The sequence below is a fragment of the Pseudomonas sp. CIP-10 genome, assembly GCF_020911845.1.
In the GTDB taxonomy this organism is placed as follows: Bacteria; Pseudomonadota; Gammaproteobacteria; order Pseudomonadales; family Pseudomonadaceae; genus Aquipseudomonas; species Aquipseudomonas alloputida.
The window spans coordinates 4842172-4867746 of the sequence record NZ_CP087160.1 but is presented as its reverse complement, the minus strand read 5'-3'; the positions used below and the strand labels follow the sequence as shown (position 1 = coordinate 4867746).

Annotated in this window: 23 protein-coding genes; 14 read left to right on the top strand and 9 right to left on the bottom strand. The window is 62.3% G+C overall.

The annotated features are described in order from the left end of the window. The first annotated feature begins 343 nt into the window (after positions 1–343). The 10 genes from rpoE to pdxJ all read left to right on the top strand — a co-directional run bounded on the left by rpoE (position 344) and on the right by pdxJ (position 10361). Positions 344–925, top strand: coding sequence for an RNA polymerase sigma factor RpoE (rpoE, locus tag LMH93_RS21955; protein WP_003252049.1), 582 nt, complete (start codon positions 344–346; stop codon positions 923–925). 33 nt (positions 926–958) lie between these two features. Next, a complete protein-coding gene (locus LMH93_RS21950; protein ID WP_003252050.1) occupies positions 959–1549 on the top strand; it encodes a sigma-E factor negative regulatory protein in 591 nt (196 codons plus the stop codon). Between the two features lie 12 nt (positions 1550–1561). Next, the gene (locus tag LMH93_RS21945) at positions 1562–2527 is read left to right on the top strand and encodes a MucB/RseB C-terminal domain-containing protein (protein ID WP_064613926.1); all 966 of its coding nucleotides are present in this window, start codon (positions 1562–1564) and stop codon (positions 2525–2527) included. Between the two features lie 205 nt (positions 2528–2732). Beyond that, the gene (locus LMH93_RS21940; RefSeq protein ID WP_003252054.1) at positions 2733–4136 is read left to right on the top strand and encodes a DegQ family serine endoprotease; all 1404 of its coding nucleotides are present in this window, start codon (positions 2733–2735) and stop codon (positions 4134–4136) included. A gap of 180 nt (positions 4137–4316) precedes the next feature. Beyond that, on the top strand, positions 4317–6116 hold the full coding sequence (gene lepA, locus LMH93_RS21935; protein ID WP_010952535.1) for a translation elongation factor 4: 1800 nt from the start codon (positions 4317–4319) through the stop codon (positions 6114–6116). A gap of 5 nt (positions 6117–6121) precedes the next feature. Beyond that, complete coding sequence (gene lepB, locus LMH93_RS21930) at positions 6122–6976, top strand: signal peptidase I (RefSeq protein ID WP_003252057.1); 855 nt, start codon at positions 6122–6124, stop codon at positions 6974–6976. A 163-nt stretch (positions 6977–7139) separates the two neighbouring features. Then, positions 7140–7829 carry a ribonuclease III gene (rnc, locus tag LMH93_RS21925; RefSeq protein ID WP_003252059.1) on the top strand — a complete coding sequence of 230 codons (690 nt, stop codon included), beginning with the start codon at positions 7140–7142 and terminating at the stop codon, positions 7827–7829. Then, the gene (gene era / locus LMH93_RS21920) at positions 7822–8724 is read left to right on the top strand and encodes a GTPase Era (RefSeq protein ID WP_003252061.1); all 903 of its coding nucleotides are present in this window, start codon (positions 7822–7824) and stop codon (positions 8722–8724) included. Before rnc ends, era begins: the two co-directional genes overlap by 8 nt. Before the next feature lie 169 nt (positions 8725–8893). Beyond that, positions 8894–9577, top strand: coding sequence for a DNA repair protein RecO (gene recO / locus LMH93_RS21915; RefSeq protein ID WP_019752453.1), 684 nt, complete (start codon positions 8894–8896; stop codon positions 9575–9577). Between the two features lie 61 nt (positions 9578–9638). Next, the gene (pdxJ, locus tag LMH93_RS21910; RefSeq protein WP_012053601.1) at positions 9639–10361 is read left to right on the top strand and encodes a pyridoxine 5'-phosphate synthase; all 723 of its coding nucleotides are present in this window, start codon (positions 9639–9641) and stop codon (positions 10359–10361) included. A gap of 127 nt (positions 10362–10488) precedes the next feature. Here the strand turns inward: pdxJ and LMH93_RS21905 are convergent, their stop codons facing one another. After that, positions 10489–11871 (bottom strand): heavy metal sensor histidine kinase, encoded by a 1383-nt coding sequence (locus tag LMH93_RS21905; RefSeq protein WP_088513344.1) that lies wholly within the window; start codon positions 11869–11871, stop codon positions 10489–10491. Beyond that, the gene (locus LMH93_RS21900; RefSeq protein ID WP_003252070.1) at positions 11868–12542 is read right to left on the bottom strand and encodes a heavy metal response regulator transcription factor; all 675 of its coding nucleotides are present in this window, start codon (positions 12540–12542) and stop codon (positions 11868–11870) included. The genes LMH93_RS21905 and LMH93_RS21900 overlap by 4 nt, the downstream gene beginning before the upstream one ends. A 310-nt stretch (positions 12543–12852) precedes the next feature. On the opposite strand from LMH93_RS21900, the gene LMH93_RS21895 reads away from it, so the two are divergent. Next, on the top strand, positions 12853–13056 hold the full coding sequence (locus LMH93_RS21895) for a hypothetical protein (protein WP_003252072.1): 204 nt from the start codon (positions 12853–12855) through the stop codon (positions 13054–13056). 69 nt (positions 13057–13125) lie between these two features. Here the strand turns inward: LMH93_RS21895 and cmoB are convergent, their stop codons facing one another. The 4 genes from cmoB to lon all read right to left on the bottom strand — a co-directional run bounded on the left by cmoB (position 13126) and on the right by lon (position 17873). Next, the gene (gene cmoB / locus LMH93_RS21890; protein WP_004575433.1) at positions 13126–14082 is read right to left on the bottom strand and encodes a tRNA 5-methoxyuridine(34)/uridine 5-oxyacetic acid(34) synthase CmoB; all 957 of its coding nucleotides are present in this window, start codon (positions 14080–14082) and stop codon (positions 13126–13128) included. Next, positions 14079–14822 (bottom strand): carboxy-S-adenosyl-L-methionine synthase CmoA, encoded by a 744-nt coding sequence (cmoA, locus tag LMH93_RS21885; protein ID WP_100774455.1) that lies wholly within the window; start codon positions 14820–14822, stop codon positions 14079–14081. Before cmoA ends, cmoB begins: the two co-directional genes overlap by 4 nt. A gap of 89 nt (positions 14823–14911) precedes the next feature. Beyond that, the gene (locus LMH93_RS21880) at positions 14912–15304 is read right to left on the bottom strand and encodes a protease inhibitor I42 family protein (protein WP_047604460.1); all 393 of its coding nucleotides are present in this window, start codon (positions 15302–15304) and stop codon (positions 14912–14914) included. Between the two features lie 151 nt (positions 15305–15455). Further along, positions 15456–17873: an endopeptidase La gene (gene lon, locus LMH93_RS21875; RefSeq protein ID WP_100774331.1), complete on the bottom strand. Its 2418-nt coding sequence runs from the start codon at positions 17871–17873 to the stop codon at positions 15456–15458. Between the two features lie 194 nt (positions 17874–18067). On the opposite strand from lon, the gene LMH93_RS29680 reads away from it, so the two are divergent. After that, complete coding sequence (locus tag LMH93_RS29680; protein WP_256559617.1) at positions 18068–18196, top strand: hypothetical protein; 129 nt, start codon at positions 18068–18070, stop codon at positions 18194–18196. A gap of 206 nt (positions 18197–18402) precedes the next feature. Here the strand turns inward: LMH93_RS29680 and LMH93_RS21870 are convergent, their stop codons facing one another. The 3 genes from LMH93_RS21870 to LMH93_RS21860 form a co-directional block, all read right to left on the bottom strand. Then, positions 18403–20814, bottom strand: coding sequence for a glucose/quinate/shikimate family membrane-bound PQQ-dependent dehydrogenase (locus LMH93_RS21870; protein WP_221100909.1), 2412 nt, complete (start codon positions 20812–20814; stop codon positions 18403–18405). A 30-nt stretch (positions 20815–20844) separates the two neighbouring features. After that, on the bottom strand, positions 20845–22179 hold the full coding sequence (locus LMH93_RS21865) for a carbohydrate porin (RefSeq protein ID WP_003252108.1): 1335 nt from the start codon (positions 22177–22179) through the stop codon (positions 20845–20847). A 295-nt stretch (positions 22180–22474) separates the two neighbouring features. Beyond that, on the bottom strand, positions 22475–24520 hold the full coding sequence (locus tag LMH93_RS21860) for a TonB-dependent receptor (protein ID WP_230064583.1): 2046 nt from the start codon (positions 24518–24520) through the stop codon (positions 22475–22477). A gap of 164 nt (positions 24521–24684) precedes the next feature. On the opposite strand from LMH93_RS21860, the gene LMH93_RS21855 reads away from it, so the two are divergent. Next, on the top strand, positions 24685–24906 hold the full coding sequence (locus LMH93_RS21855) for a VF530 family DNA-binding protein (RefSeq protein ID WP_003252112.1): 222 nt from the start codon (positions 24685–24687) through the stop codon (positions 24904–24906). 1 nt (position 24907) lies between these two features. Next, positions 24908–25543, top strand: a complete 636-nt coding sequence (locus tag LMH93_RS21850) for a Pr6Pr family membrane protein (RefSeq protein WP_230064582.1) — start codon at positions 24908–24910, stop codon at positions 25541–25543. The last annotated feature ends 32 nt before the right edge of the window (positions 25544–25575 follow it).

Here is a 25575-nt window from a genome sequence, read left to right as displayed (position 1 = left end):
TTATAGCAGCCCCGGGTGGCCAATTTCCATGCCACCTGCCAGGTTGCGACGACCTTTGTGGGAACTTTCCGACATGGCCGGAAATCCTATGAAGGCTGCCCGTACGCCACAATTTGCCGCGGCGACGCAGGGCGGCAGGCCTTTCCGGGCTTTACCCCTGCGTATTTGAAACCTGATTATCGACGTAGCCGGCCGTGACCGCGCCGCGTCTTCCGTGCAAGCCGACCAAGGGCTGCAGGAAACTTGCTTGGAGGGGAGAACTTTTGCGCAAAGCCCGAGTCTATGTTTGCAAGCCTGAGCGATGGCTGATGCAACGCTCCTTCGAGTTCACTGAGGAGTGTTCATGCTAACCCAGGAAGAGGATCAGCAGCTTGTCGAGCGCGTTCAGCGCGGCGACAGGCGAGCTTTCGATCTGTTGGTGTTGAAGTATCAGCACAAGATTCTCGGGTTGATCGTGCGGTTTGTCCACGATACCCACGAGGCCCAGGATGTAGCACAGGAAGCCTTCATCAAGGCCTACCGTGCGCTTGGCAACTTCCGCGGCGACAGTGCGTTTTATACGTGGCTGTACCGCATCGCCATCAACACGGCGAAGAATTACCTGGTGTCCCGTGGAAGACGGCCGCCAGACAGTGATGTGAGCTCCGAGGATGCGGAGTTTTACGACGGCGATCATGGTCTCAAGGATCTCGAGTCCCCAGAGCGCTCGTTGTTGCGGGATGAAATCGAAGGCACTGTCCATCGCACCATCCAGCAACTGCCCGAAGACCTGCGTACGGCATTGACGCTACGCGAGTTCGACGGGCTGAGTTACGAAGACATTGCCAGTGTCATGCAATGTCCGGTGGGTACCGTGCGCTCTCGAATCTTCCGCGCTCGGGAGGCCATAGATAAAGCCCTGCAGCCGTTGTTGCAGGAAACCTGAGACAGCGGCGACAGCGCCAAGAGAGGAACCGCCATGAGTCGTGAAGCTTTGCAGGAATCGCTGTCCGCGGTGATGGATAACGAAGCGGATGAACTGGAACTGCGTCGGGTGTTGAACGCCGTCGACGACGCCGAAACCCGTGCCACCTGGTCGCGTTACCAGGTTGCCCGTGCAGCCATGCACAAGGAGCTGCTGCTGCCTAACCTGGATATCGCCTCGGCGGTGTCCGCGGCGCTGGCCGACGAAGCCGTGCCAGCCAAGGTCAAGAAAGGCCCTTGGCGCAGCATTGGCCGCCTGGCGGTAGCCGCCTCGGTTACCGTCGCGGTACTGGCCGGTGTGCGTATGTACAACCAGGACGAGATCACGGGTGCAGAGCTTGCTGCCCAGCAGCCTGTCCAGCAGGGCCTGAGTGTGCCACAAGCGCAAGGCCCGGCCGTTTTGGCAGGCTATAGTGAGAGCAGTGAGCAACCGACCGGGCCGATGGCCAATGGCGTGCTGCAGAACCAGGCCGGCTGGGATCAGCGTCTGCCAGGCTACCTGCGCCAGCATGCCCAGGAATCTGCGCTCAAGGGCACTGAAACCGCATTGCCGTACGCCCGCGCCGCCAGCCTGGAAAACCGTTAAGTAAGGAGGATCATGCGCGCGCTACCTCTCCTGTCGCTGCTGATTGGCAGCTGCATGACGGTGCCAGCATTGGCGGCCAATTCTTCGCCTGAGGCGAGTGAGTGGCTGAACAAGCTGGCACAGGCCGAGCAAAAACAGAGCTATCAAGGGTCGTTCGTCTACGAACGCAACGGCAGTTTCTCCTCCCACGACATCTGGCACAGGGTCGACGACGGCAAGGTCAGCGAGCGGCTGTTGCAGCTTGATGGCGCCGCCCAGGAAATCGTGCGCGTGGATGGCAAGGTGGAGTGCGTCAGCGGGGCTTTGGCCAGCGGTGTCACGGCGCCGCCGGATACCGCACCGCGTGTGCTTGATCCGCTGAAACTGATGGGCTGGTACGATTTGAGTGTTGCAGGCAAGTCACGGGTCGCCGGGCGCGATGCCGTGATCATTGCGCTCTCGCCACGCGACCAGCATCGCTATGCATTCGAATTGCATCTGGACCGTCACTCGGGTTTGCCGCTGCGTTCGTTGATGCTCAACGACAAGGGGCAGTTGCTGGAACGCTTCCAGATGACCCGTCTCGATACCGATGATGTCCCCAGCGACGCAGACCTGCGCCCAGGTGCTGGCTGCAAGCCGGTGCAACATGTGGCCGCCGGCAGCAATGATACCGTCGCGGGTTGGCGTTCGGACTGGCTGCCACCCGGTTTCGAGCTGGTCAACAGCTCGGTACGCCGTGATCCCAAGCGCAACAGTTCGGTCAGCAGCTTGATGTATGACGACGGCCTGGCGCGTTTTTCGGTGTTCATCGAGCAAGTGAGCGATGATGGCGGCACCGACATGCGCACCCAGTTAGGCCCGACCTCGGCAGTCTCGCGTCGCCTGAACACACCCAAGGGCAAGGTGATGGTGACCGTGGTTGGCGAAATTCCGCTGGGTACGGCAGAGCGCGTTGCCCTGTCGATGCGCCCCCAGGATGCCCAGGCGCGCCAGTAATGGCGCGCTTTTGCGTGCCGAGCCAAGGTGGGCGGGTATACGGCTGAAATGAAATTAAAGCATTGTCATTTGCAATCCATCGGCAAATTTTCTATAGGTCAGGCTTTGAAGAGCCTGGCCTTTCTGCGTTGTGCAGGGGTCTTTCCAAACTACCGCTCGTTGTGACGGGAGTCGTATGTCAATACCACGCTTGAAATCCTACCTAATGATGTTCGCTGCTGTGCTGATGCTCGGCCAAGTCCTCACCGCCCAGGCCGAGGAAGCCCTGCCGGACTTCACCACCCTGGTGGAGCAGGCTTCGCCGGCGGTGGTCAACATCAGTACCAAGCAGAAGCTGCCTGACCGCCGAATCGCCGCAGGCCAGATGCCGGACCTGGAAGGCCTGCCGCCGATGTTCCGCGAGTTCTTCGAGCGCAACATGCCCCAGCAGCCGCGCTCGCCGCGCGGCGACCGCCAGCGCGAGGCGCAGTCGCTGGGCTCGGGTTTCATCATCTCCAGTGATGGCTACGTGCTCACCAATAACCATGTGGTGGCCGATGCCGACGAGATCATCGTCCGCCTGTCGGACCGTAGCGAGCTCCAGGCCAAGCTGGTGGGTACCGACCCGCGTACTGACGTGGCGCTGCTGAAGGTCGATGGCAAGAATTTGCCAACGGTGAAATTGGGTGACTCCGAGAAGCTCAAGGTGGGCGAGTGGGTACTGGCCATCGGTTCGCCGTTCGGCTTCGACCATTCGGTGACCAAAGGTATCGTCAGCGCCAAGGGCCGGACCCTGCCCAATGACACCTACGTACCGTTCATCCAGACCGACGTGGCCATCAACCCGGGTAACTCCGGCGGCCCCCTGTTCAACATGAAAGGCGAAGTGGTGGGGATCAACTCGCAGATCTTCACCCGTTCTGGCGGTTTCATGGGGCTGTCGTTCGCCATCCCGATTGACGTGGCGATTGATGTCTCCAACCAGCTGAAGAAAGACGGCAAGGTCAGCCGCGGCTGGCTGGGCGTAGTGATTCAGGAGGTCAACAAGGACCTGGCTGAATCGTTCGGTCTGGACAAACCGGCGGGCGCCCTGGTGGCCCAGGTGCTGGAAAACGGCCCGGCAGCCAAAGGCGGCCTGCAGGTGGGCGACGTGATCCTCAGCATGAACGGCCAGCCAATCGTCATGTCGGCCGATCTGCCGCACCTGGTTGGCAGCCTCAAGGATGGCGAGAAGGCCAGGCTGGAAATCATCCGCAACGGCAAGCGCCAGAACCTGGACATCAGCGTCGGCGCACTGCCGGATGACGACGTTGAGATTGGCGCTGGCACCGAAGGCGGCGCCGAGCGCAGCAGCAACCGCCTGGGTGTATCGGTCGCCGACCTGACCGCCGAGCAGAAAAAGTCCCTGGAGCTCAAAGGTGGCGTGGTCATCAAGGAAGTGCAGGATGGCCCGGCAGCCATGATCGGCTTGCGCCCGGGTGATGTCATCAGCCATCTGAACAACCAGGCTATCGGTTCGGCGAAGGAATTCACCGAAATCGCCAAGGAACTGCCGAAGAACCGTTCTGTGTCGATGCGCGTGCTGCGTCAGGGCCGCGCCAGCTTCATCACCTTCAAGCTTGCTGAATAAGCGGTTTCGCTAGGCGAAAGGGCAGCTTCGGCTGCCCTTTTTCATGAATCTTCACAATTGCCGGAATGATTGCTGTGTACAGTCGGACAGAGGAATCTCCCATAACCCAGCAGCTTAAGGTACAATTCCCGGCTATTTTTCGGCGGGCGTCCGGCTCGCAGCCTTTTCGAGTGTTGACCCGTGAGTGATTTGAGTCATATCCGCAATTTCTCCATCATCGCCCACATCGACCATGGCAAGTCGACGCTGGCTGACCGTTTCATCCAGATGTGCGGTGGCCTGTCGGCGCGCGAGATGGAAGCCCAGGTGCTCGATTCCATGGACCTGGAGCGTGAGCGCGGTATCACCATCAAGGCCCACAGCGTCACCCTTCACTACAAGGCGCAGGACGGCAAGACCTACCAGCTGAACTTCATCGATACCCCCGGCCACGTCGACTTCACCTACGAAGTTTCGCGTTCGCTGGCGGCCTGTGAAGGGGCACTGCTGGTGGTTGACGCCGGTCAGGGCGTGGAAGCCCAGTCCGTAGCCAACTGCTACACCGCCATCGAGCAGGGCCTGGAGGTCATGCCGGTCCTGAACAAGATGGACCTGCCCCAGGCCGACCCGGACCGCGTCAAGGACGAGATCGAGAAGATCATCGGTATCGATGCCACCGACGCCGTGGCCTGCAGCGCCAAGAGCGGTATGGGCGTTGACGAGGTGCTCGAGCGCCTGGTGCACACCATCCCCGCGCCAGAAGGTGAGATCGATGCACCGCTGCAAGCGCTGATCATTGACTCCTGGTTCGACAATTACCTGGGTGTGGTCTCGCTGGTGCGTGTGCGCCAGGGCCGCGTCAAGAAAGGCGACAAGATCCTGGTCAAGTCCACCGGCAAGGTGCACCTGGTCGACAGCGTCGGTGTCTTCACCCCGAAGCACACCCAGACCGCTGATCTGAAAGCCGGCGAAGTAGGCTTCATCATCGCCAGCATCAAGGACATCCACGGTGCCCCGGTTGGCGACACCCTGACCCTGTCCTCGACCCCTGAGGTCGAGGTGTTGCCAGGCTTCAAGAAGATTCAGCCGCAGGTCTACGCTGGCCTGTTCCCGGTCAGCTCCGACGACTTCGAGGATTTCCGCGACGCTCTGCAGAAGCTGACCCTGAACGACTCCTCGCTGCAGTACATGCCGGAAAGCTCCGACGCGCTGGGCTTTGGCTTCCGTTGCGGTTTCCTGGGCATGTTGCACATGGAGATCATCCAGGAGCGCCTGGAGCGCGAATACGACCTGGACCTGATCACCACCGCACCCAGCGTGATCTATGAGCTGGAGTTGAAAACCGGCGAAACCATCGTCGTCGACAACCCGTCCAAGCTGCCGGACGTCTCGGCTGTAGCCGACTTCCGCGAGCCGATCGTCACCGCGACCATCCTGGTTCCGCAGGAGCACCTGGGCAACGTCATCACCCTGTGCATCGAGAAGCGTGGCGTACAGCGCGACATGCAGTTCCTCGGCAGCCAGGTGCAGGTGCGTTACGACATGCCGATGAACGAAGTGGTGCTCGATTTCTTCGACCGCCTCAAATCCACCAGCCGCGGCTATGCTTCGCTGGATTATCATTTCGATCGCTACCAGTCGGCCAACCTGGTCAAGCTGGACGTACTGATCAATGGCGACAAGGTCGATGCCCTGGCATTGATCGTGCACCGCGACAACGCGGCCTACAAAGGCCGTGCGTTGACCGAGAAGATGAAGGAACTGATCCCTCGGCAGATGTTCGACGTAGCGATCCAGGCAGCCATTGGCGGCCAGATCATTGCGCGGACAACCGTCAAGGCGCTCAGAAAGAACGTACTGGCCAAGTGCTACGGCGGTGACGTCAGCCGTAAGAAGAAGCTGCTGGAGAAGCAGAAGGCCGGTAAGAAACGCATGAAACAGGTGGGCAATGTGGAAATTCCACAAGAAGCCTTCCTCGCCGTGCTCAGGTTGGATAGCTAGGTCCTATGTCGCTAAATTTCCCGCTGTTGCTAGTCATCGCCGTCTTCATCTGCGGTCTGCTGGGCTTGATCGACCTGCTGTTCCTGGCCCCGCGCCGGCGTGCGGCAATCGCCAACTATCAGGGCAGCGTCAGCCAGCCTGAGATGGCGGTGGTCGAACGGCTGAACAAGGAGCCGTTGCTGGTCGAGTACGGCAAGTCGTTCTTCCCGGTGCTGTTCATCGTGCTGGTGCTGCGTTCGTTCCTGGTCGAGCCGTTCCAGATCCCTTCGGGATCGATGAAACCGACCCTGGAAGTGGGCGACTTCATCCTGGTGAACAAGTTCTCGTACGGCATTCGCCTGCCGGTGATCGACAAGAAGGTCATCGAGGTCGGTGACCCGCAACGCGGGGATGTGATGGTGTTCCGCTACCCGAGTGACCCGAATGTCAACTACATCAAGCGTGTGGTTGGCCTGCCGGGCGACGTAGTCCGCTACACCAACGACAAGCGGCTGTTCGTCAACGGCCAGCCCGTTGCCGAACAACTGGTGGGCAGCGAGCCGGGTACCCTGGGCAGTGCTCAGCTGTACAAGGAAAAGCTCGGCGCGGCCGAACACCTGATCCGCAAGGAAATGAGCCGTTATCGCATGCCGCCGGACCAGCAGTGGACCGTGCCTGCGGGCCATTACTTCATGATGGGCGACAACCGCGACAACTCCAACGATAGCCGTTTCTGGGATGACCCGAACATTCCCAAGGAACTGCACGGCATGGTTCCGGACCGGAACATTGTCGGCAAGGCCTTCGCGGTGTGGATGAGCTGGCCAGAGCCCAAACTCAGCCACTTGCCCAACCTGTCGCGGGTTGGCCTGATCCATTGATACCCATCGGCGCTGTCCAGCAGACAGCGCCGAATGCATTTCTGACATAGGCTGTGTTCTCAGGGATCGGGAGATTCGCCACACATCAATCGGCGGACCACAGCCAAACAGTCTTTCAGGATGTTGATTTGAACAACGCGTTGAACAACGATCGGGTGGCCGCATGAGTGCTTCCCTTGCCGGTCTGGAGCGAAAGCTCGGTTACACCTTCAAGAACCAGGACCAGATGCTCCTGGCACTGACCCATCGCAGTTACGCCGGGCGCAACAATGAGCGCCTGGAGTTCCTCGGTGACGCCATTCTCAACTTCGTTGCCGGCGAAGCGCTGTTCGAGCGTTTTCCGCAGGCTCGCGAAGGCCAGTTGTCGCGGCTGCGTGCGCGGTTGGTCAAGGGGGAGACCCTGGCCCGTCTGGCCCGTGGTTTTGATCTGGGCGATTACCTGCGCCTGGGTTCCGGAGAACTCAAGAGCGGCGGCTTTCGCCGCGAGTCGATCCTGGCCGACGCCCTGGAGGCACTGATTGGTGCCATCTACCTGGACGCTGACATGGACACCGCCCGGGAGCGCATTCTGGCCTGGCTGGCCGATGAGTTTGAAGGCCTGACACTGGTCGACACCAATAAAGATCCGAAAACCCGCCTGCAAGAGTTCCTGCAGTCGCGCAGCTGTGAGCTGCCGCGTTACGAAGTCGTGGATATCCAGGGTGAACCACACTGCCGGACCTTCTTCGTCGAATGCGAAGTGGTACTGCTGAACAACAAGAGCCGTGGTCAAGGCGTTAGCCGGCGTATTGCCGAGCAAGTCGCCGCCGCGTCTGCACTGATCGCCCTGGGCGTGGAGAATGGCAATGACTGATAGCAACCCGACCCGCTGCGGCTACGTAGCCATTGTTGGCCGTCCCAACGTCGGCAAGTCGACCCTGCTCAACCACATCCTGGGCCAGAAGCTGGCGATTACTTCGCGAAAGCCGCAGACCACCCGCCACAACATGCTCGGCATCAAGACCGAAGGTGATGTGCAGGCGATCTATGTCGATACGCCGGGGATGCACAAGGCCAACGACAAGGCCCTGAACCGTTACATGAACCGCAATGCCTCGGCGGCCCTCAAGGACGTCGACGTGGTGATCTTCGTGGTCGACCGTACCAAGTGGACCGACGAGGACCAACTGGTGCTGGAGCGCGTGCAGTATGTCACCGGCCCGCTGATCATCGCGGTCAACAAGACCGACCGTATGGAAGAGAAAGCCGAGCTGATCCCGCACCTGCAGTGGCTGCAAGAGCAGCTGCCGAACGCCGAGGTGATGCCGATTTCCGCACAGCAGGGGCACAATCTCGAGGCGCTGGAAGCACAGATCGCCAAGCACCTGCCCGAGAACGATCATTTCTTCCCCGAAGACCAGATCACCGACCGTAGCAGCCGCTTCCTGGCCGCCGAACTGGTGCGCGAGAAGATCATGCGCCAGTTGGGTGCGGAGTTGCCGTACCAGATCACCGTGGAGATCGAAGAGTTCAAGCAGCAGGGCCATGTGCTGCACATTCACGCGTTGATCCTGGTTGAACGCGATGGCCAGAAAAAAATCATCATTGGTGACAAGGGTGAGCGCATCAAGCGCATCGGTTCCGAGGCGCGCAAGGACATGGAAGTGCTGTTCGATTCCAAGGTCATGCTCAACCTGTGGGTCAAGGTAAAGGGCGGCTGGTCCGACGACGAGCGCGCCCTGCGTTCGCTGGGCTACGGCGACCTGTAAGCCGCGCGCTGGTCCCTGTAGGGGCGGCCTTTTGTCGCGATAGGGCTGCGCAGCAGCCCCGGCGACTTATGCTGCGAAGCTAAAAATCTGGGGCCGCTTTGCGGCCCTTTTCGCGACACAAGGCCGCTCCCACAAGGGCCAGCGCAACCCTCGGCGCGAGTGATTTTTAATGGAACAACCTGTCGGCCAGCCAGCCTACGTGCTGCACAGCCGTGCCTATAAGGAAACCAGCGCGCTGGTGGACTTTTTCACCCCGCAGGGCCGCATGCGCGCCGTGCTGCGTCGCGCGCGGGGTAAGGGCGGTAGCCTGGTGCGGCCGTTCGTCCTCCTGGAGCTAGAGCTGCGGGGGCGCGGCGAGCTGAAGAATGTCGGCCGCATGGACAGCAACGGCATCGCCGCCTGGCTGCATGGCGATGCGCTGTTCAGCGGGTTGTACCTGAATGAGTTGCTGATGCGGCTGCTGCCCGCCGAAGCACCGTTTCCGGCCATTTTCGAGCACTACACCCTGACCTTGCAGGCCCTGGCTGAAGGCCGCCCGCTGGAACCTCTGCTGCGTTCGTTCGAATGGCGGCTGCTTGATGAGCTCGGGTATGCGTTTTCATTGCGCCAAGACGTCAACGACCAGCCGATCGCCGCCGACGGCCTGTATCGCCTGCGCGTGGATGCCGGCCTGGAGCGGGTCGAGCTGTTGCAGCCCGGCCTGTTTCGTGGGATCGAGTTGCTGGCCCTGGCTGAAGCCGACTGGGACGCACCCGGCGCCTTGCTCGCTGCAAAGCGGCTGATGCGCCAGGCACTGGCAGTTCACCTGGGGGCAAAACCGCTGGTCAGCCGGGAACTGTTTCGCAAGCGCTGATCAGGACGTATGCTGTTGGGCTCAATCTTCAGGAGAGCCTTTCGTGACTCACAGCAACCGCATGCTTCTTGGCGTCAACATCGACCACGTGGCGACCCTGCGCCAGGCCCGTGGCACGCGCTACCCTGACCCGGTCAAGGCTGCCCTGGACGCCGAGGAAGCAGGCGCCGATGGCATCACCGTGCACCTGCGTGAAGACCGCCGGCACATCCAGGAGCGTGACGTTGTGCTGCTCAAGGATGTGCTGCAGACCCGCATGAACTTCGAGATGGGCGTCACCGAAGAGATGATGGCCTTTGCCGAGAAAATTCGCCCGGCGCACATCTGCCTGGTACCCGAAACCCGTCAGGAACTGACCACTGAAGGTGGCCTGGATGTGGCAGGGCAGGAAGCGCGGATCAAGGCTGCAGTCGAACGGCTGGCGCGTACCGGTGCCGAGGTGTCGCTGTTCATCGACGCCGACGAACGGCAGATCGAGGCCTCGCGTCGGGTTGGCGCACCGGCCATCGAGCTTCACACCGGCCGTTATGCCGATGCCGAAACCCCCACCGAAGTGGCTGAAGAGCTCCAGCGGATCGTCGAGGGTGTGGCGTTTGGCGTGGGGCATGGGCTGATCGTCAATGCGGGTCACGGGCTGCACTACCACAACGTCGAGGCGGTGGCGGCGATCAAGGGTATCAATGAGCTGAACATTGGCCATGCGCTGGTGGCGCATGCCTTGTTTGTCGGCTTCAAGGCTGCTGTGGCCGAGATGAAGGCGCTGATCGTGGCGGCTTCGCGCTGATTGTTGGCCGCCTGTACCGGCCTCTTCGCGGGCTTGCCCGCTCCCACAGGTACCCCCGCAGGCCTTGAGGCTGTGCAGCCCCTGTGGGAGCGGGCAAGCCCGCGAAGAGGCTGGTACAGGCGGCCGATCACTCGGCAGGAAACACCAGGGTAAACCGGGTAGGCCCCAGGGGGCAGCTGCTGACCTCGACCCGCCCGCCATGCAACTGCATGATCGACTTCACGATCGCCAACCCCAACCCGGTCCCGCCCTCCAGCCGCGAACGCCCCGAACCTACCCGGTAAAACCGCTCGAACAAGCGCGACTGGTGCTCTGCAGGCACACCCGGCCCCTGGTTCTCTACGGATAGCCTGACTTCGCTGCCCGAGCGTTCGATGCGCAGAGCCACGGGTTTACTCTCGGGACTGTGCCGTATGGCGTTGCTCAACAGGTTCGACAGTGCCCGCTGAAACATCAGCCGGTCTCCCAGCGCTGTCCCCCAGCCCTGAACACGTAGCTCAATTTCTTTCAGCTCGGCACTGTAGGCAAACAGCTCGACAACCCGCGCTGCCTCGTCGGACAGCGCCAAGGGTTTCAACGCAACCTGCGTATGCGGCTGGCTGACCTGGGCAAGAAACAGCATGTCGTTGATGATGCGGTTGAGCCGGGTCAGCTCTTCGATGCTGTCTTCAAGCACTTCCCGATAGTTGGCGTTGTCCCGCTCACGGGCCAGTGTCACCTGCGCCTTGCCCATGAGGTTGCTCAACGGTGTGCGCAGTTCATGGGCCAGGTCGTCAGAGAACTGCGACAGCTGCCTGACACCTTGGTCGAGTCGATCGAGCATCACGTTGATACTGCCGGCCAGGTCTGCCAGTTCCTGCGGCAGGGCGGTAGCGGGCAGGCGATGCTGCAGGTCCTGGGCCGACACCTGCCCGGCAATGCGCCGGAAGTGCCGCAATGGTTTCAGGCCGCGCTGCATCAGCCACCATGCCCCCGCACCAATCAAAACCAGTAGCAGTGGCAAGGCGAGCAACGTCGAGTGCAGGTAGGCTTGCAGCAGGGCGTTGTCGTCGGCGCGGTTGAGCGACATCATCACCTTGACAGGGGTGTTGTCGCGCAGGCGCATCAGCCGGGTAACGGTGAGGATCTGGTTACCGCCGCTGTCACGCCAGGCGTGAAAGGCCAGACGCGCATCGGTGTGCAGTTCACCGACCCGCGATTCCAGGGCCGGGCCGAGGCTGAGCAGGTGGGGGTGACGGCCGTCGAGAGCCAGCACACTGAGGCTTAGGTTGTCATGCCCCATCACCAGGTCCAGCAGTGGATGGGCGCGGCTGCCCAGGTCCTCGCTGCGCAGGTCGACACGCAGGTTGTGCTCGACCTGAAGCATCTTGCGCGCCAAATCCTTGCGCGCGCGGCTGTCCAGTTCGTGATCCAGGGCAAACACGGCCAGGCAGGCCAGCAGCAGCACCAGTGCGGCGCCCATCAATGTCACGCTCAGGCCCAGGCGTAACGACAGGCTGGCATTTTTCAAAGGCGAGCCTCAAGTACGTAGCCCACACCACGCAGGGTATGGATCAGCTTGTTGTCGAACGGGTCGTCGATCTTCGCCCGCAGGCGCCGGATCGAGACCTCGACCACGTTGGTGTCGCAGTCGAAGTTCATGTCCCACACCAGCGAGATGATCTGCGTGCGCGACAACACTTCGCCAGTCTGGCGCATTAGCAGGTGCAGCAGGGCGAACTCCTTGGCGGTCAGGTCGATGCGCTGCCCGGCGCGGTAGGCGCGGTGGCGGCCGGGGTCCAGTTCCAGGTCAGCGACGCGCAGGGTGCTGGGCTGCAGTTGCTGGTCGTTGCGGCGTAGCAGGCTGCGGATGCGCGCCAGTAGCTCAGGGAACTCAAAGGGCTTGAGCAGGTAGTCATCCGCGCCCAGGTCCAGGCCTTTTACCCGGTCGGCCAAGCGACCGTGGGCGGTCAGCATCATGATACGCGTGGCCGATTCGGCACGTAGCCGCTGCAGCACGGTCCAGCCATCGATTTCGGGCAGGTTGACATCGAGGATGACCAGGTCATAGGCCTGTTGGCGTGCCAGGTGCAGGCCGTCGGTGCCTGTGTGGGCGCAGTCGACCACGTAACCGTTCTCGCGAAGGCCCTGTTGCAGGTAGTCGGCGGTACGCAGCTCGTCCTCGATGATCAGTAGGCGCATGGGGGGCTCGGTGTGTTGAAAGGGGGCGATTCTTGACCCTGTAGTGACATCAGGGTCAAGCGCTCCAATGTTACGGCATGAAAAAAGGCCTGCGGTGCAGATAACGGATTTGTAATTCTGCTGTTATCTGGCTGTCTGTTCGGGCCTCTTCGCGGGTAAACCCGCGCCTGTAGGAACGGGTTTAACCGCGAAGAGGTTCGAACAGTCCACACAAGGCCACATTGCAGGACTGTAATCCCCGCCTCACCTTGCCGTTAGCCAGCCCTCGCTAGGATGGCCGTGTCTGATCGGTTATTACGAGGCAAACACGATGAACCTGACCAAATACCTGCTGTTGGCCACCCTTGCCCTGGGCAGCGCCAGTGTTTATGCCGAGGGCGGTGCGGAGCGCTCGAAGCAGTTCTGGCAAGCCTTCCGCGAAGACCAGCAGCGTCTGCATGGCGACAAGCAACAGGCTGTTGCCGAGCGCGAGCGCAAGGCGCAAGAGAAGGCGCGTGAGGTGGCCAAGGATTGAGGTAACGACACCTGCGCCGCGACGGCTCCTCGCCGCAGGTGTATTCAGGCGCCCCTGCGGGCGCCTTTTTTATTTGCGCGCCAGCAGGGTGGCGCGGCGTGGGGCAGGCAGGCCTTCGACGGTCTTGCTGTGGTCGTTCGGGTCGAGGAAGTCGCTCAGCGACTGGTAGCGCATCCAATCGGTGCTGCGCTGCTCCTCGACGCTGGTCACGCTCACGTCGACGCAGCGCACATCGCTGAAGCCGGCACGGCGCAACCAGCGGGCCAACGCCGGTACCGACGGCAGGTACCAGACGTTGCGCATTTGTGCGTAGCGGTCCTCAGGCACCAGCACCTGGTTTTCGTCGCCCTCGATAACCAGCGTTTCCAGCACCAGCTCGCCACCTTTGACCAGGCAGTCCTTGAGCGCCAGCAGGTGCTCGATGGGCGAGCGGCGGTGATAGAACACGCCCATGGAAAACACGGTATCGAAACCTTCAAGGTTGGCGGGCAGGTCTTCCAGGGCGAACGGCAGGTGCCAGGCCGGTAACTCCGGCAGGTATTGCTGCACGGCCTGGAACTGGCAGAAGAACAGCCAGTTGGGGTCGACCCCAACCACCATGTCGGCGCCGGCGCCGAGCATGCGCCATTGGTAGTAGCCATTGCCACAGCCCACGTCGAGTACGCGTTTGCCTTTGAGGTCCAGGTGCGGGCCGACCCGCGACCACTTCCAGTCCGAACGCCATTCGGTGTCAACGTGCACGCCAAACAGGTCGAATGGCCCCTTGCGCCAGGGCGACAGGCCCATCAGTGCCTGGCGCATCTGCGCGCGGGTGGCGTCGTCGCAGTCGCAATCCAGACGCAACCCGTTGACCAGGTCGACTTCACTGGGTTGCAGGGCGGGCAGGGCTTCCAGCGCCCCGCGCCAGCGGTCGAGGTCACCGTGACCCTTTTCCAGCTTGGCGTCGAGTTGCGCTTGCAGGCCTTGCGACCAGGAAGCCAGGGGCGTGCCCGCCAGGCGGCGGACGAGGGGAGACAGATCGATCATGGCAGGGCTATCAACGAGGCGAAGTTAAGGCATTGGAACCAAGGCACCACTTTCGAGAAGCCGGCTGCGCGCAGGCGTTCCTGGTGGGTTTCGAGTGTATCGGGCTTCATCACGTTTTCGATGGCACTGCGCTTCTGGGCGATCTCCAGTTCGCTGTAGCCATTGGCCCGTTTGAAATCCAGGTGCAGTTCATTGAGCAGGTCCTGCGCTTGCTCATCGGCGAAGCGCAGCTTCTCCGACAGAATCAGCGCGCCGCTGGGCAGCAGCGCCTGGCGGATTCGCCCGAGCAGTTCAAGGCGCTGGTCAGGGGCAATGAACTGCAGGGTGAAGTTCATCGCCACTACCGAGGCCGGCTCGAAGGGCAGGGCAAGGATATCGGCCTCCAGCACGTGCACCGGCAGCAACTCCTGGAACATCGAATCTTGTGCAGTGAGGTACTGCCGGCAGCGCTCGACCATGGCAGCGGAGTTATCCACCGCGATTACCCTGCAGCCGTCGCTGCGCACATGGCGACGCAGCGACTGGGTAACGGCGCCCAGCGATGCGCCCAGATCGTACAGTGCGGTGCCTGGCTGGGCGAACCGGGCGGCCAGAACCCCGAGGTTCTCGACAATGGTTGGGTAACCGGGCACCGAGCGCTTGATCATGTCCGGGAACACACGTACGACGTCTTCGTTGAAGACGAAGTCGGGCACCTGCTCCAGGGGTTGGGAGAAAAGGCGGTCGGGTTGTTTGCTCACGGCGAATCCAGGCGGCTGGTGATAGGCAGGGGGCGCATTCTAGCCAAACCGCAGCCGGGATGCATGGTTGGCTGACCAGCGCTGTGCGTTCAATTGACCCGAATGGCGCAATCGAAGGTCTGCACCGGGCGCACTTCCGGGGCCCAGGGTTGCTGGTAGACCAATACCAGGTTCCCTTCGCCGGCAGCGCGGGCCTGGAAGCGCCAGGTCGACATGCCTGAGCTGCCGACGATACCGGTGTCTTCAGGCGCGCTGTAAACCTCGGGGCCAAGGCTTTGCAATACGTTGGGCGCCGGGTTCTGTAACAGCCAGCGGTAGCCGGTGGTGGGGTTGCTGGGCAGGGTAAGCGTGAGGACCTGACCGACCTGCAGGCGCTTTGGGCATTCGCTTTCGGCGTCCAGGTCAACAGGCTGTGAGGGTGTTTGAGCGCAGGCAGAAAGCAGGGCGAAGCTCAGGGGAACGAGCAGACGAGGAGAGGTCATGGTGGCTCCGAAGGCTGGCGATGGCCTGAGGATAACCGATGATCGAGGACATTTGTGTTGCCTGTGCCGGCCCTTTCGCGAGTAAGCCCGCGCCTGCAGGGATAGCGTACCCGTGCAGGCGCGGGCTTGCCCGCGAAGAGGCCGGAACAGGCTAGAACAGCACTTTCGCCACGTCGGCAAAGCGCTTGGCGAAATGCACTGTCAGGCCTTCGCGCAGGTAGTCCGGCAGTTCTTCGAAGTCGCCGCGGTTGGGCTCCGGCAGGATCAGTTCGAAAATCTTCTGCCGCCGCGCCGCAATCACCTTCTCGCGCACGCCGCCAATCGGCAGTACCTGACCGGTGAGGGTCAGCTCGCCCGTCATGGCGACACCCTTTTTGGCAGGCTGGTCGCGGGCCAGTGAAAGCAACGCGCTGGCCATTGTGATGCCGGCACTGGGGCCGTCTTTGGGCGTGGCGCCTTCGGGTACGTGCAGGTGGATGAACGCTTCGTTGAAGAAACCTGGATCCCCGCCAAATTGCTTGAGGTTGGAGCTGATGTAGCTGTAGGCAATTTCGGCAGACTCCTTCATCACGTCACCCAGTTTGCCCGTCAGCTTGAAGCCGCGGTTGTGGGTGTGGATGCGGGTCGCCTCGATCGGCAGCGTGGCGCCGCCCATGCTGGTCCAGGCCAGGCCGGTGATAACGCCTTTGCCAGCCAGTACCTGCTCGCTGCGGAACACCGGTATGCCGAGTGAGGTCTCCAGGTCTTTGGTGCCGATCTTAAGTTTGGCGTCGGGGTTTTCCAGCAGCTTGACCACAGCCTTGCGCACCAGTTTGCCCAGTTGCTTCTCCAGCTGGCGCACACCGGCCTCGCGGGCATAACCGTCGATCACCAGGCGCAGGGCGCTGTCGCTGATGCTGAGGCTGGTCTTGGAAACGCCGGCCTTTTCCAGCTGCTTGGGCCACAGGTGGCGCTTGGCGATGGTCATTTTTTCTTCGGTGATATAGCCGGACAGGCGGATCACTTCCATGCGGTCGAGCAACGGCCCGGGTATCGAATCGAGGGTGTTGGCAGTGCACACGAACAGCACCTTGGACAAGTCCAGGCGCAGGTCGAGGTAGTGGTCGAGGAAGTCGACGTTCTGCTCGGGGTCGAGGGTTTCCAGCAACGCTGATGCCGGGTCACCCTGATAGCTCTGGCCCATCTTGTCGATTTCGTCGAGCATGATCACCGGGTTCATCACTTCGACGTCTTTCAGGGCCTGCACCAGCTTGCCGGGCTGGGCACCGATGTAGGTGCGGCGGTGGCCCTTGATCTCGGCTTCGTCACGCATGCCGCCGACGCTGAAGCGATAGAATGGCCGGCCGAGCGATTCGGCGATGGACTTGCCGATGCTGGTCTTGCCCACCCCGGGCGGGCCCACCAACAGCACGATCGAGCCGCTGATCTCGCCTTTCCAGGCGCCCACGGCGAGGAACTCGAGGATGCGCTCCTTGATGTCGTCGAGGCCGGCGTGGTACTGGTCGAGGACTTTGCGCGCATGTTTGAGGTCGAGCTTGTCTTTGCCGTAAACGCCCCACGGCAGGGCGGTGGCCCATTCCAGATAGTTGCGGGTGACGGCGTATTCGGGCGAGCCGGTTTCCAGGATGGCCAGTTTGCCCATCTCTTCATCGATGCGCTTGCGTGCCTGGGGCGGCAGGGTCTTGCCTTCCAGGCGCTGTTCGAACTGTTCGAGGTCGGCGCTGCGGTCGTCCTTGGTCAGCCCCAGCTCCTGCTGGATGACCTTGAGTTGTTCCTTGAGGAAGAACTCGCGCTGGTGCTCGCCGATCTGCCGGTTGACCTCGGCCGAAATTTCGTTCTGCAAGCGTGCGACTTCCACCTCTTTGCGCAGCATTGGCAGTACCTTTTCCATGCGTTTGAGCATGGGCACGCAGTCGAGCACTTCCTGCAACTGGTTGCCGGTGGCCGAGGTGAGCGCGGCGGCGAAGTCGGTGAGCGGCGAGGGGTCGTTGGGGCTGAAGCGGTTGAGGTAGTTCTTCAGCTCTTCGCTGTACAGCGGGTTGAGCGGCAGCAGCTCCTTGATCGCGTTGATCAGTGCCATACCGTAGGCTTTGACCTCGTCGGTCGGCTCGGCGGGCTGGCGCGGATATTCGACTTCGACCAGGTAGGGCGGGCGGTGGTGCTTGAGCCAGTTGCGGATGCGCACCCGGGACAGGCCCTGGGCGACAAACTGCAATTTGCCGTTTTCGCGGCTGGCATGGTGCACCTTGACCAGCGTGCCGTACTGCGGCAGTGCCGAGGTGTCGAAGTGGCGGTGGTCTTCTGGCGGGGTGTCCATGAAGAACAGCGCCAGGCAGTGGTCCGGTGACTTGGCCACCAGATCGAGCGTTTCGGCCCAGGGTTCTTCATTGACGATGACCGGCAGTACCTGTGCCGGGAAGAACGGGCGGTTGTGGATCGGGATGACGTAGACCTTGTCCGGCAGCTGCTGGCCGGGCAGGGCGAGGGCGTGGCCGGTTTCGGCCTGGAGGGTGTGTTCGACTTCGCTGTGTTCGTCCGGGTGTTCCGGGAAATCCTGCTGGTCGCTCATGGGGCACCTGCGTGAATGACTATGGTGCTTAGATGGGGCGGGAGGGGATGGGTTTCAATGGTATGGGAGTGGCCTTGTGTCGCGATTGGGCTGCGCAGCAGCCCCAGCATCCATCCAGCATTCTAGAGCGTTGGGGCCGCTACGCGAGCCAATCGCGACACAAGGCTCCACAAGGACTGCGCCAGGCTTTAGATGTGGACGGCGACTTTCAACGCTTCCAGCGCCGGCTCGACCTTGATGCCCAGCGCTGCACCCAGCTCCATTACCCAGGGTTGATGGGCGGGTTTGCGGTGATGATGTTTCTCGACACTGCGCTGGGCTGAGGCTGAACACCGGCCTGTGGGAGCGGCCTTGTGTCGCGAAAGGGCCGCGAAGCGGCCCCGGCATTATTTGCATCGACGCTGAAACCCCGGGGCTGCTGTGCAGCCCTTTCGCGACGCAAGGCCGCTCCCACACGGATCGCGCCAGCTTTCAGAAATTGAGCAAGACAGTTGCTCCCACAGGGTTGAGCCTGCGGGAGCGGTGTCGCTTACTCAGCTAATTTGTAAGCGATGATGTAATCGCCCATCTTGGTGCCCAGCGAGCCATGGCCGCCGGCAGTCACCAGCACGTACTGCTTGCCGTCCTTGCCGGTGTAGCTCATCGGCGTAGCCTGGCCACCCGCTGGCAGGCGTGCCTTCCACAATTCCTTGCCGTTGTTCACGTCATAGGCGCGCAGGTACTGGTCGAGCGTGCCGCTGAGGAAACCGACGCCACCGGCGGTGACGATCGAGCCACCCATGCTTGGCACGCCAACCGGCAGGCCGATCGGCACCGGAGTGCTGTCCCGGGTGGTGCCGTTCTTGTGTTTCCACACCACCTTGTTGGTGAACAGGTCGATGGCGGCGACGTAGCCCCAGGCGGGTGCCTGGCACGGTACGCCGAGCGGCGACATGAACGGGTGCATGGTCACTGCATACGGTGCACCGGTGTTCGGCTGCACGCCGCTGGTCTCACTTTCGCGCTTGCTGCCTTCGGCAACCTGCTCACGCGGGACCATCTTCGACACGAACGCCATGTAGTTGGGCGAAGTGAACAGCAACTGGCGCACCGGGTCGACCGACACGCTGCCCCAGTTGAATACACCTACGTTGCCGGGGTAGACCAACGAACCTTGTTCGGATGGCGGGGTGTACTGGCCTTCGTAGCGCAGCTCGCGGAACTGGATGCGGCACAGCATCTGGTCGAAAGGCGTGGCGCCCCACATGGCCTGTTCGGTCAGCTCTGGGCCGAGCAGGTTGAGGTCGGAACGAGCCTGGGTTGGCGAGGTGTGGTCGCCTTCCACTGCGCCTTGTGGGGTGGGGATCTCGCGGATCGGCACGATTGGCGTACCGTCGCGGCGGTCGAGCACGTACAGGCTGCCTTGCTTGGTCGGTACGATGATCGCCGGTTTCACGCCATCGTCGGTTTTCAGGTGTACCAGGGTCGGCTGGCTGCCGACGTCCATGTCCCACAGGTCGTGATGGGTGAACTGATAGTTCCAGCGTGCCTTGCCGGTGGCCAGGTCAAGGGCGACCACACCGGCACTGTACTTCTCGGCGCCTGGGGTGCGGTCGGCGCCCCACTGGTCCGGGGTCTGGTTGCCCAGCGGCAGGTAGATCATGCCAAGGTCTTCGTCGACGCTGGCGATTGACCACATGTTGGCCGAGTTGCGGCTATACATTTTGCCGGCAGCCAATGGCTTGGTGTCGTCCGGGTTGTTGCTGTCCCAGTTCCACACCAGGTGGCCGTCGTGCACGTCGTAGGCGCGGATCACCCCGGACGGCTCATTGGTCGACTCGTTGTCGGTGACGTGGCCACCGATGATCACCAGGTCACGGGTAATGGCAGCAGGCGAGGTGGAGTAATAGCCGCCGGCGGTGAACGGGCCAATGCCGGTGGTGAGGTCGATCACGCCCTGGTTGGCGAAACCTTCGCAGACCTTGCCGTTGTCGGCGTTGATGGCGATCAGGCGGGCATCTGCAGTCGGCAGGTAGAGACGACGCGGGCAGGCTTGGGCCACCGCCTGGCCTGCGTCGGTAATTTTCGGTGCCGGGCTGCCGTCGCGGCTGACGTAGCGGTTTTCGTCATAGTACGAGACGCCACGGCACGTCATGTGGGCAAAGCCTTTGAAGGTGCCGGTCGGGCTCTTGACCTGCGGGTCGTAGCGCCAGATTTCCGCGCCAGTGTCCGGGTCCAGCGCCAGCAGGCGGCTGTGCGCGGTGCAGGCGTACAGCATGCCGTTGACCTTCAGCGGGGTGTTCTGGTTGGTCAGCTCCACCGGGTCGTTTTCGGTCGGCAGATCACCGGTGCGAATGCGCCAGGCCTCTTCCAGGCGGTAGGCGTTCTGCGGGGTGATCTGGTGCAGCGGCGAGTAGCGGTCACCATGCTCGGTACGGCCGTAAGCCTGCCATTCGCCGTCGGGCATGGCCGGTGCGGCACTGGCCATTTCGCTGCTGTCGCGGCCCAGTTCGCCGAACACTTCACCGGGATGGGTGAACTGGCTGCCCAGCGCGCAAGCGCCCGAAGCGACCACTGCCAGGCCGAGCAGTGCAGTATTGGCTTTGTTGGCCGGGCCGATCAGCGGGCGACGTGCCCACGGAAGCAGCAGCACCACGCCGATGGCGAACCAGATGGCCAGACGGGGCACCAGTTGCCACCAGTCCAGGCCCACTTCGAGCAGGGCCCAAACGGTGCTGCCCAGCAGCACCAGGCCATACAGGCCCAGGGCGATCTGGCGTTGGGCCAGCAGCAGGATGCCCGAAAGGGCAAAGCCGATACCGGCGATCAGGTAGTACAGCGATCCGCCCAGCTGGCTCAGCTTGATACCGCCGGCCAGCAGGGCCAGGCCCATCAGCAACAGCAGCGCGCCAATCAGGCGCGGTAGCCAGCGGCTTCCTTGGTTCGCACCTTCAGTGCTCATCGTAGGTTCTCCGTCAGGTCAAAAAAGGGGTTAGAAACTGCTCTGGATCTTCAGGCCGCCGATCAGGGCGCCATCCACCTGCGACACTCCGCCCGGGTGGCGGATGTACTGCAGGTTGGGGCGTACCGTGAGCCAGTCGGCCAAATGGATGCCGTAGTACAGCTCGGCGCTGTACTCGGTGTCCTGCACGGGCAGGAAGCCTGGGTTGTCGTAGTCGTAGAGGCCGGCGGCCTGGTTGGCCAGGCGGGCGTTCTTGCGATAGGCAGGGTTGACGTGCACGCGGGCCAGGGCGAAACCGATGTCGTCCTTGGCGCGGGCATCGAAGGGCCCTTTGAATACCAGTCCTGCCTGCACATAGTTGTCGATGGCATTGGTCTTCTTGTCATGCACGGTGGCGTTGGTGAACACGCTCAAGCCGCGTGACTGGTCGGACGCCAGCGAGGTGACCTGCTGCTGGGCGCCAATCCACAAGCCGTGCTTGCTCGAGCTGCTGCGGTAGGCGGCGCCGCTGATGGCGGCCGGCTGACCGTTGCTGTCCTTGAGAACATCTTGTGCCTTGGCATTACTGTAGTAGTAGCCGGCACGATATTCCCCTTTCAAGCCTTGGATACGTGGGGTCCATACCAGTTCGAACGGCATTACCGCACCTTGGGTGCCGCTGCCGCTGAGCTTGAAACCATTGCCAGATTCAAGGTTGGAAGGGTTCTGCTCGAAGACGCCGACCTGTGCGTACAGCTCAGGGGTAAGGTTGTAGCGCACGCGCAGGGCCCACTGGCTGACTGGCCAGTTGTACCAGATGCCACCCACCCAGTTGCCCACCTGCGAGCCGCAGAAGGCCAGGTTCTGGAAGTCGCAAGGGAAGCTGTTGAAGTCCTCGCCTTCACCGAAGCGGCCGAATTTCACATCCAGCGCACCGTCGAAGTACTTCTGCTTGATCCACATTTGCGTCAGCCGCCAGGTTTCGCCGCGGCCCCAGACTTCCTGGGCGGAGGTGAAGCCGCCGACACGCGGGTCGTTGATGCGGTCGTTGCTGATGTTGTCGCCGTGACGCTCGGTGACGGTCAGTTGGAGTTCGGTGTCGTGCCAGCCGAGGATCTTGTCCAGGTCCAGGTGGCTGCCAAAGGTGAACTGGTCGCTGTAGCGCGCGGTGCGGTCGTGGTCGTAGCCGCCGTGCAGGTTGCTGCCCATCTCGCCGGTGTAGCCAAGGGTAAAGTCGTAGCCCTTTTCCAGCAGTTCGCTGCGGGTTCCACCCCAGTCGCCGAGCATCCACGGGGAGTCGCTGGCGAACATTTCGCTGGCGCTGGCGGGGGTTGCCAAGGCACTGAGGGCGAGGCCGATGTAACAGGTTTTAGGCAGTTGGAACATGAGATAGCGCTATCTTTTGATTATTGAAAAAACGGCAAGCGCATCGAAGGGCGAGCCCCTCAATGGATATGGCGACAAGGTTGTTCGATGAAGCGTTTCAGCTTGCGGCGGGGAGGATATAGGGGAAGTTGTAAGAAAAAAAGACAAATTGTCGCAGAGGATTGTTGTTGAACGGGCAACAGTCGTCATTAATCGAGGCAGGTGTAGGAGCGGGTTCACCCGCGAATGGGCCGGTTGACCTACCATCGTCTTCGCGGGTGAACCCGTTCCTACACCGATCTTCGTCGCTTGTGGTTCAGAAGGTGGTACGCAACCCGACTTCCACACTGCGCCCCGGCGCCGGTGCGATATCGCGCAGGATCGAACTGGCGTAGCGCACGGTCTGGTCGGTGAGGTTTTCGCCGCGTACAAACGCCAGCCACTGGCTCTGGCCAATGTCGAAGCGGTAGCCAACGCTCGCCCCTAAAGTGGTGTAGCCATCGGTGCCAGTTTCGTTGGCGGGTTTGCGGTGCTGCGACGCAGCGTGCTGCACGTCTACTCGCGCCTGCCAGCGGTCCAGTTCCCAGACCAGACCGCTGTTCAGGCGCAGCGGGGCGATGCGGGGCAGTGGCTCGCCGCTGTCCAGGTTCTTGGCCCGGGTATAGTCACCGGACAACTCCAGCGCAAAGCTGCCGTAACGGTTCTCGGCCAACTGCCAGCGGTCCTGGGCCTCGATGCCGTAGAAGCGCGCCCGCACGCCTTGGTACTGGTATTCCGGGAAGCCGTCGTCATGATCGTGGTCGTGGTCATCCTCGTCATGGTCGTGATCATGCCCGCCCTCACGCAGGTTGCCGGTGCCGATCAGGCCGATGTAGTTGCGAAAGTGGCTGTAGAACACCCCAACACTGCCCTTGTGGGTGCCGTTGTCGAAGCGCAGCGCCAGGTCGGCGGAAATCGCCTTTTCCTTGTTCAGGCTGGCGTCACCGACTTCAAACGCGCCGGTGGCTACGTGCGCGCCATTGGCGTACAGCTCGTAAAAGGTAGGGGCGCGCTCGGTGTAGCCGAGGTTGGCGGCCAGCGACCAGACCGGGTCGAGCCGGTACACAGCCCCCGACGACAGGCTGAAGGCGTTGAAGCTGCTGGCGCTGTCGGCGTCGACGAAGTTCTCGTTGCCTTTGGCGTCCGGGTCTACGCGGGTGTGTTCCATGCGCGCGCCCAGGCTCAGGTTCAAGCGTTCGGTGGCTTGCCACTGCTCCAGCATGAACAGCGCCAGGCTGTCGGTATCGGTGTGCGGGACGAAGGCTTCCTCGCCCAGGGCGGAGAATTCGTTGCGGCTGACCTGGGCACCGATCATCCCTTCCACCGGTCCGAGCGGCTGGTGACGGGCTTCGATGCGGGCTTCGTAGCCCTTGTTCTTGAAGGTGGTATGGACCTCGCCTTCCTCGATTTCGCTGTGTTCGTAGTCGGTGTAGCCGGCATCTACCTTGACCGAGCTGAACGGGCCGTCGAGGTCGCGCAGTTCGGAGGCGAAGGCGTAGTGATCCTGTTTCATGTCCAGGCGCACGCCGGACTCGGCCACCGAGCCGTAGTTGCTGTCGTAGCGGCTGTACGACAGGCCGGCGTAGCCGTGGTCCCAGTGGTAGGCACCACCGATTGCGCCGCCGTCCTGGCGACCGTCGCTGTTTTCCAGGCGGTGTTTGCTGCCGGGCTCGTCGGCATCGCGCACCTTGGCGCTGCGTGCGTAGCCCGGGATGCGCAGGTCGTTGAACTGGCGGCTGTTGGCGTCCAGGTGCAGGGCGAAGGCGCCGTCGCCGGCCTCCAGCTTGCCGGCGCTGCTGCGGGTGGTGTCCGCGCCGCCGTAACGCAGTTCACCGGCACCGTGGATGCCCTCGATCGGCGAGTCCGGGATGCGGTTGTCGAAGGTGTTGACCACGCCGCCGATGGCGTTACCGCCATACAGCAAGGCGGCCGGGCCGCGGACGATTTCGACGCGGTCGACCGTCACCGGGTCCAGGGGCACGGCGTGGTCATAGGACAGCGACGAGGCATCCAGGGCGCCGACGCCGTTGCGCAGAATGCGGATGCGGTCGCCGTCCAGGCCGCGAATGACCGGTCGGCTGGCGCCAGGGCCGAACCAGGTAGAGGCGACACCGGGCTGCTTGTTCAGGGTTTCACCGAGGCTGCCGTGCTGCTGTTGCAGCAGGTTGTCGCCTTCGAGCACGGTGCTGGGAGCCGCCAGTTGGCGGTTGCCCAGCGGGTTGGCGGTGATGACCTGGGGTTCGAGCTCTACGGCCTGGCTGGGCGATGAGGCCAGCCAGAGCGCAACGGCGAGAGGAGAGAGGCGAAGCGGTGAGTACAGCATGGGGATGGGGCGTTCCTTGGCAGAGGCTTTTATAGTGTTACAACATAACATAACTATTTCAGCACATAGGTTTTGCCCATGGCCAGCGATTTTTCTGTCGCCATGACTGATCCCACCCGCCACTACACTCGTGTAAGGTGCGCATCTTTCCTACGGAGCACAGCATGAGCACGGCCCAACACAACGCGCTGCACGGCAAGACCCTTGAACAGATCCTCACCGAGCTGGTGGCGCACTACCAATGGCAGGGCCTGGCCGAGCGCATAGACGTGCGCTGTTTCAAGAGCAACCCGACCATCAAGTCGAGCCTGACTTTTCTGCGCAAAACGCCATGGGCGCGGGAAAAGGTCGAGCAGTTGTACGTGAAGCTGCAGCGTCAGGCCTGACATGTCGCGTCGCCCTTGGCTGACCGGCATGGCTGTGCTTGGCTGGTTCGGCCTGGCCGTGCAGGTGAACCTGGTACTGCTGGCGCGTTGGCAGGAACAGGCCAGCCTGATTGGCGGCCTGATCAATGTGTTTGGCTATTTCACCGTGCTGACCAATACCCTGGTGGCGACGGTGCTCAGCTATGCCGCGTTCGGCCGGGAAGGCCGTGGCAAACGCTTTTTCCTGTCGCCCTCGGTAAGCTCTGCAGTGGCCGCCAGTATCGTGCTGGTGGCGCTGGCCTACAGCGTGCTGCTGCGTCATTTGTGGCAACCAGAGGGTTGGCAATGGCTGGCGGACGAGTTGCTGCACGACGTGATGCCGGTGCTGTATGCCCTGTACTGGTGGTGCGAGGTGCCCAAGGGCAGGTTGCGGCTATGGCATTTGCTGGTGTGGGCGGTGTACCCGGCGGTCTACTTTGGTTATGCGTTGTGGCGGGGGAGCGAGATTGGCGTGTATGCCTATCCGTTCATTGATGTGGCCAGTCTGGGGTATGGGCAGGTGATGCTCAACGCCCTTGGGGTGCTGGCGGGTTTCTGGGGGATAGGGCTGGTGTTGCTTGGGCTGGATCGGTGGCGGGGGCTGCACAGGTTGGCTTGACCTGTACCGGCCTCTTCGCGGGCAAGCCCGCT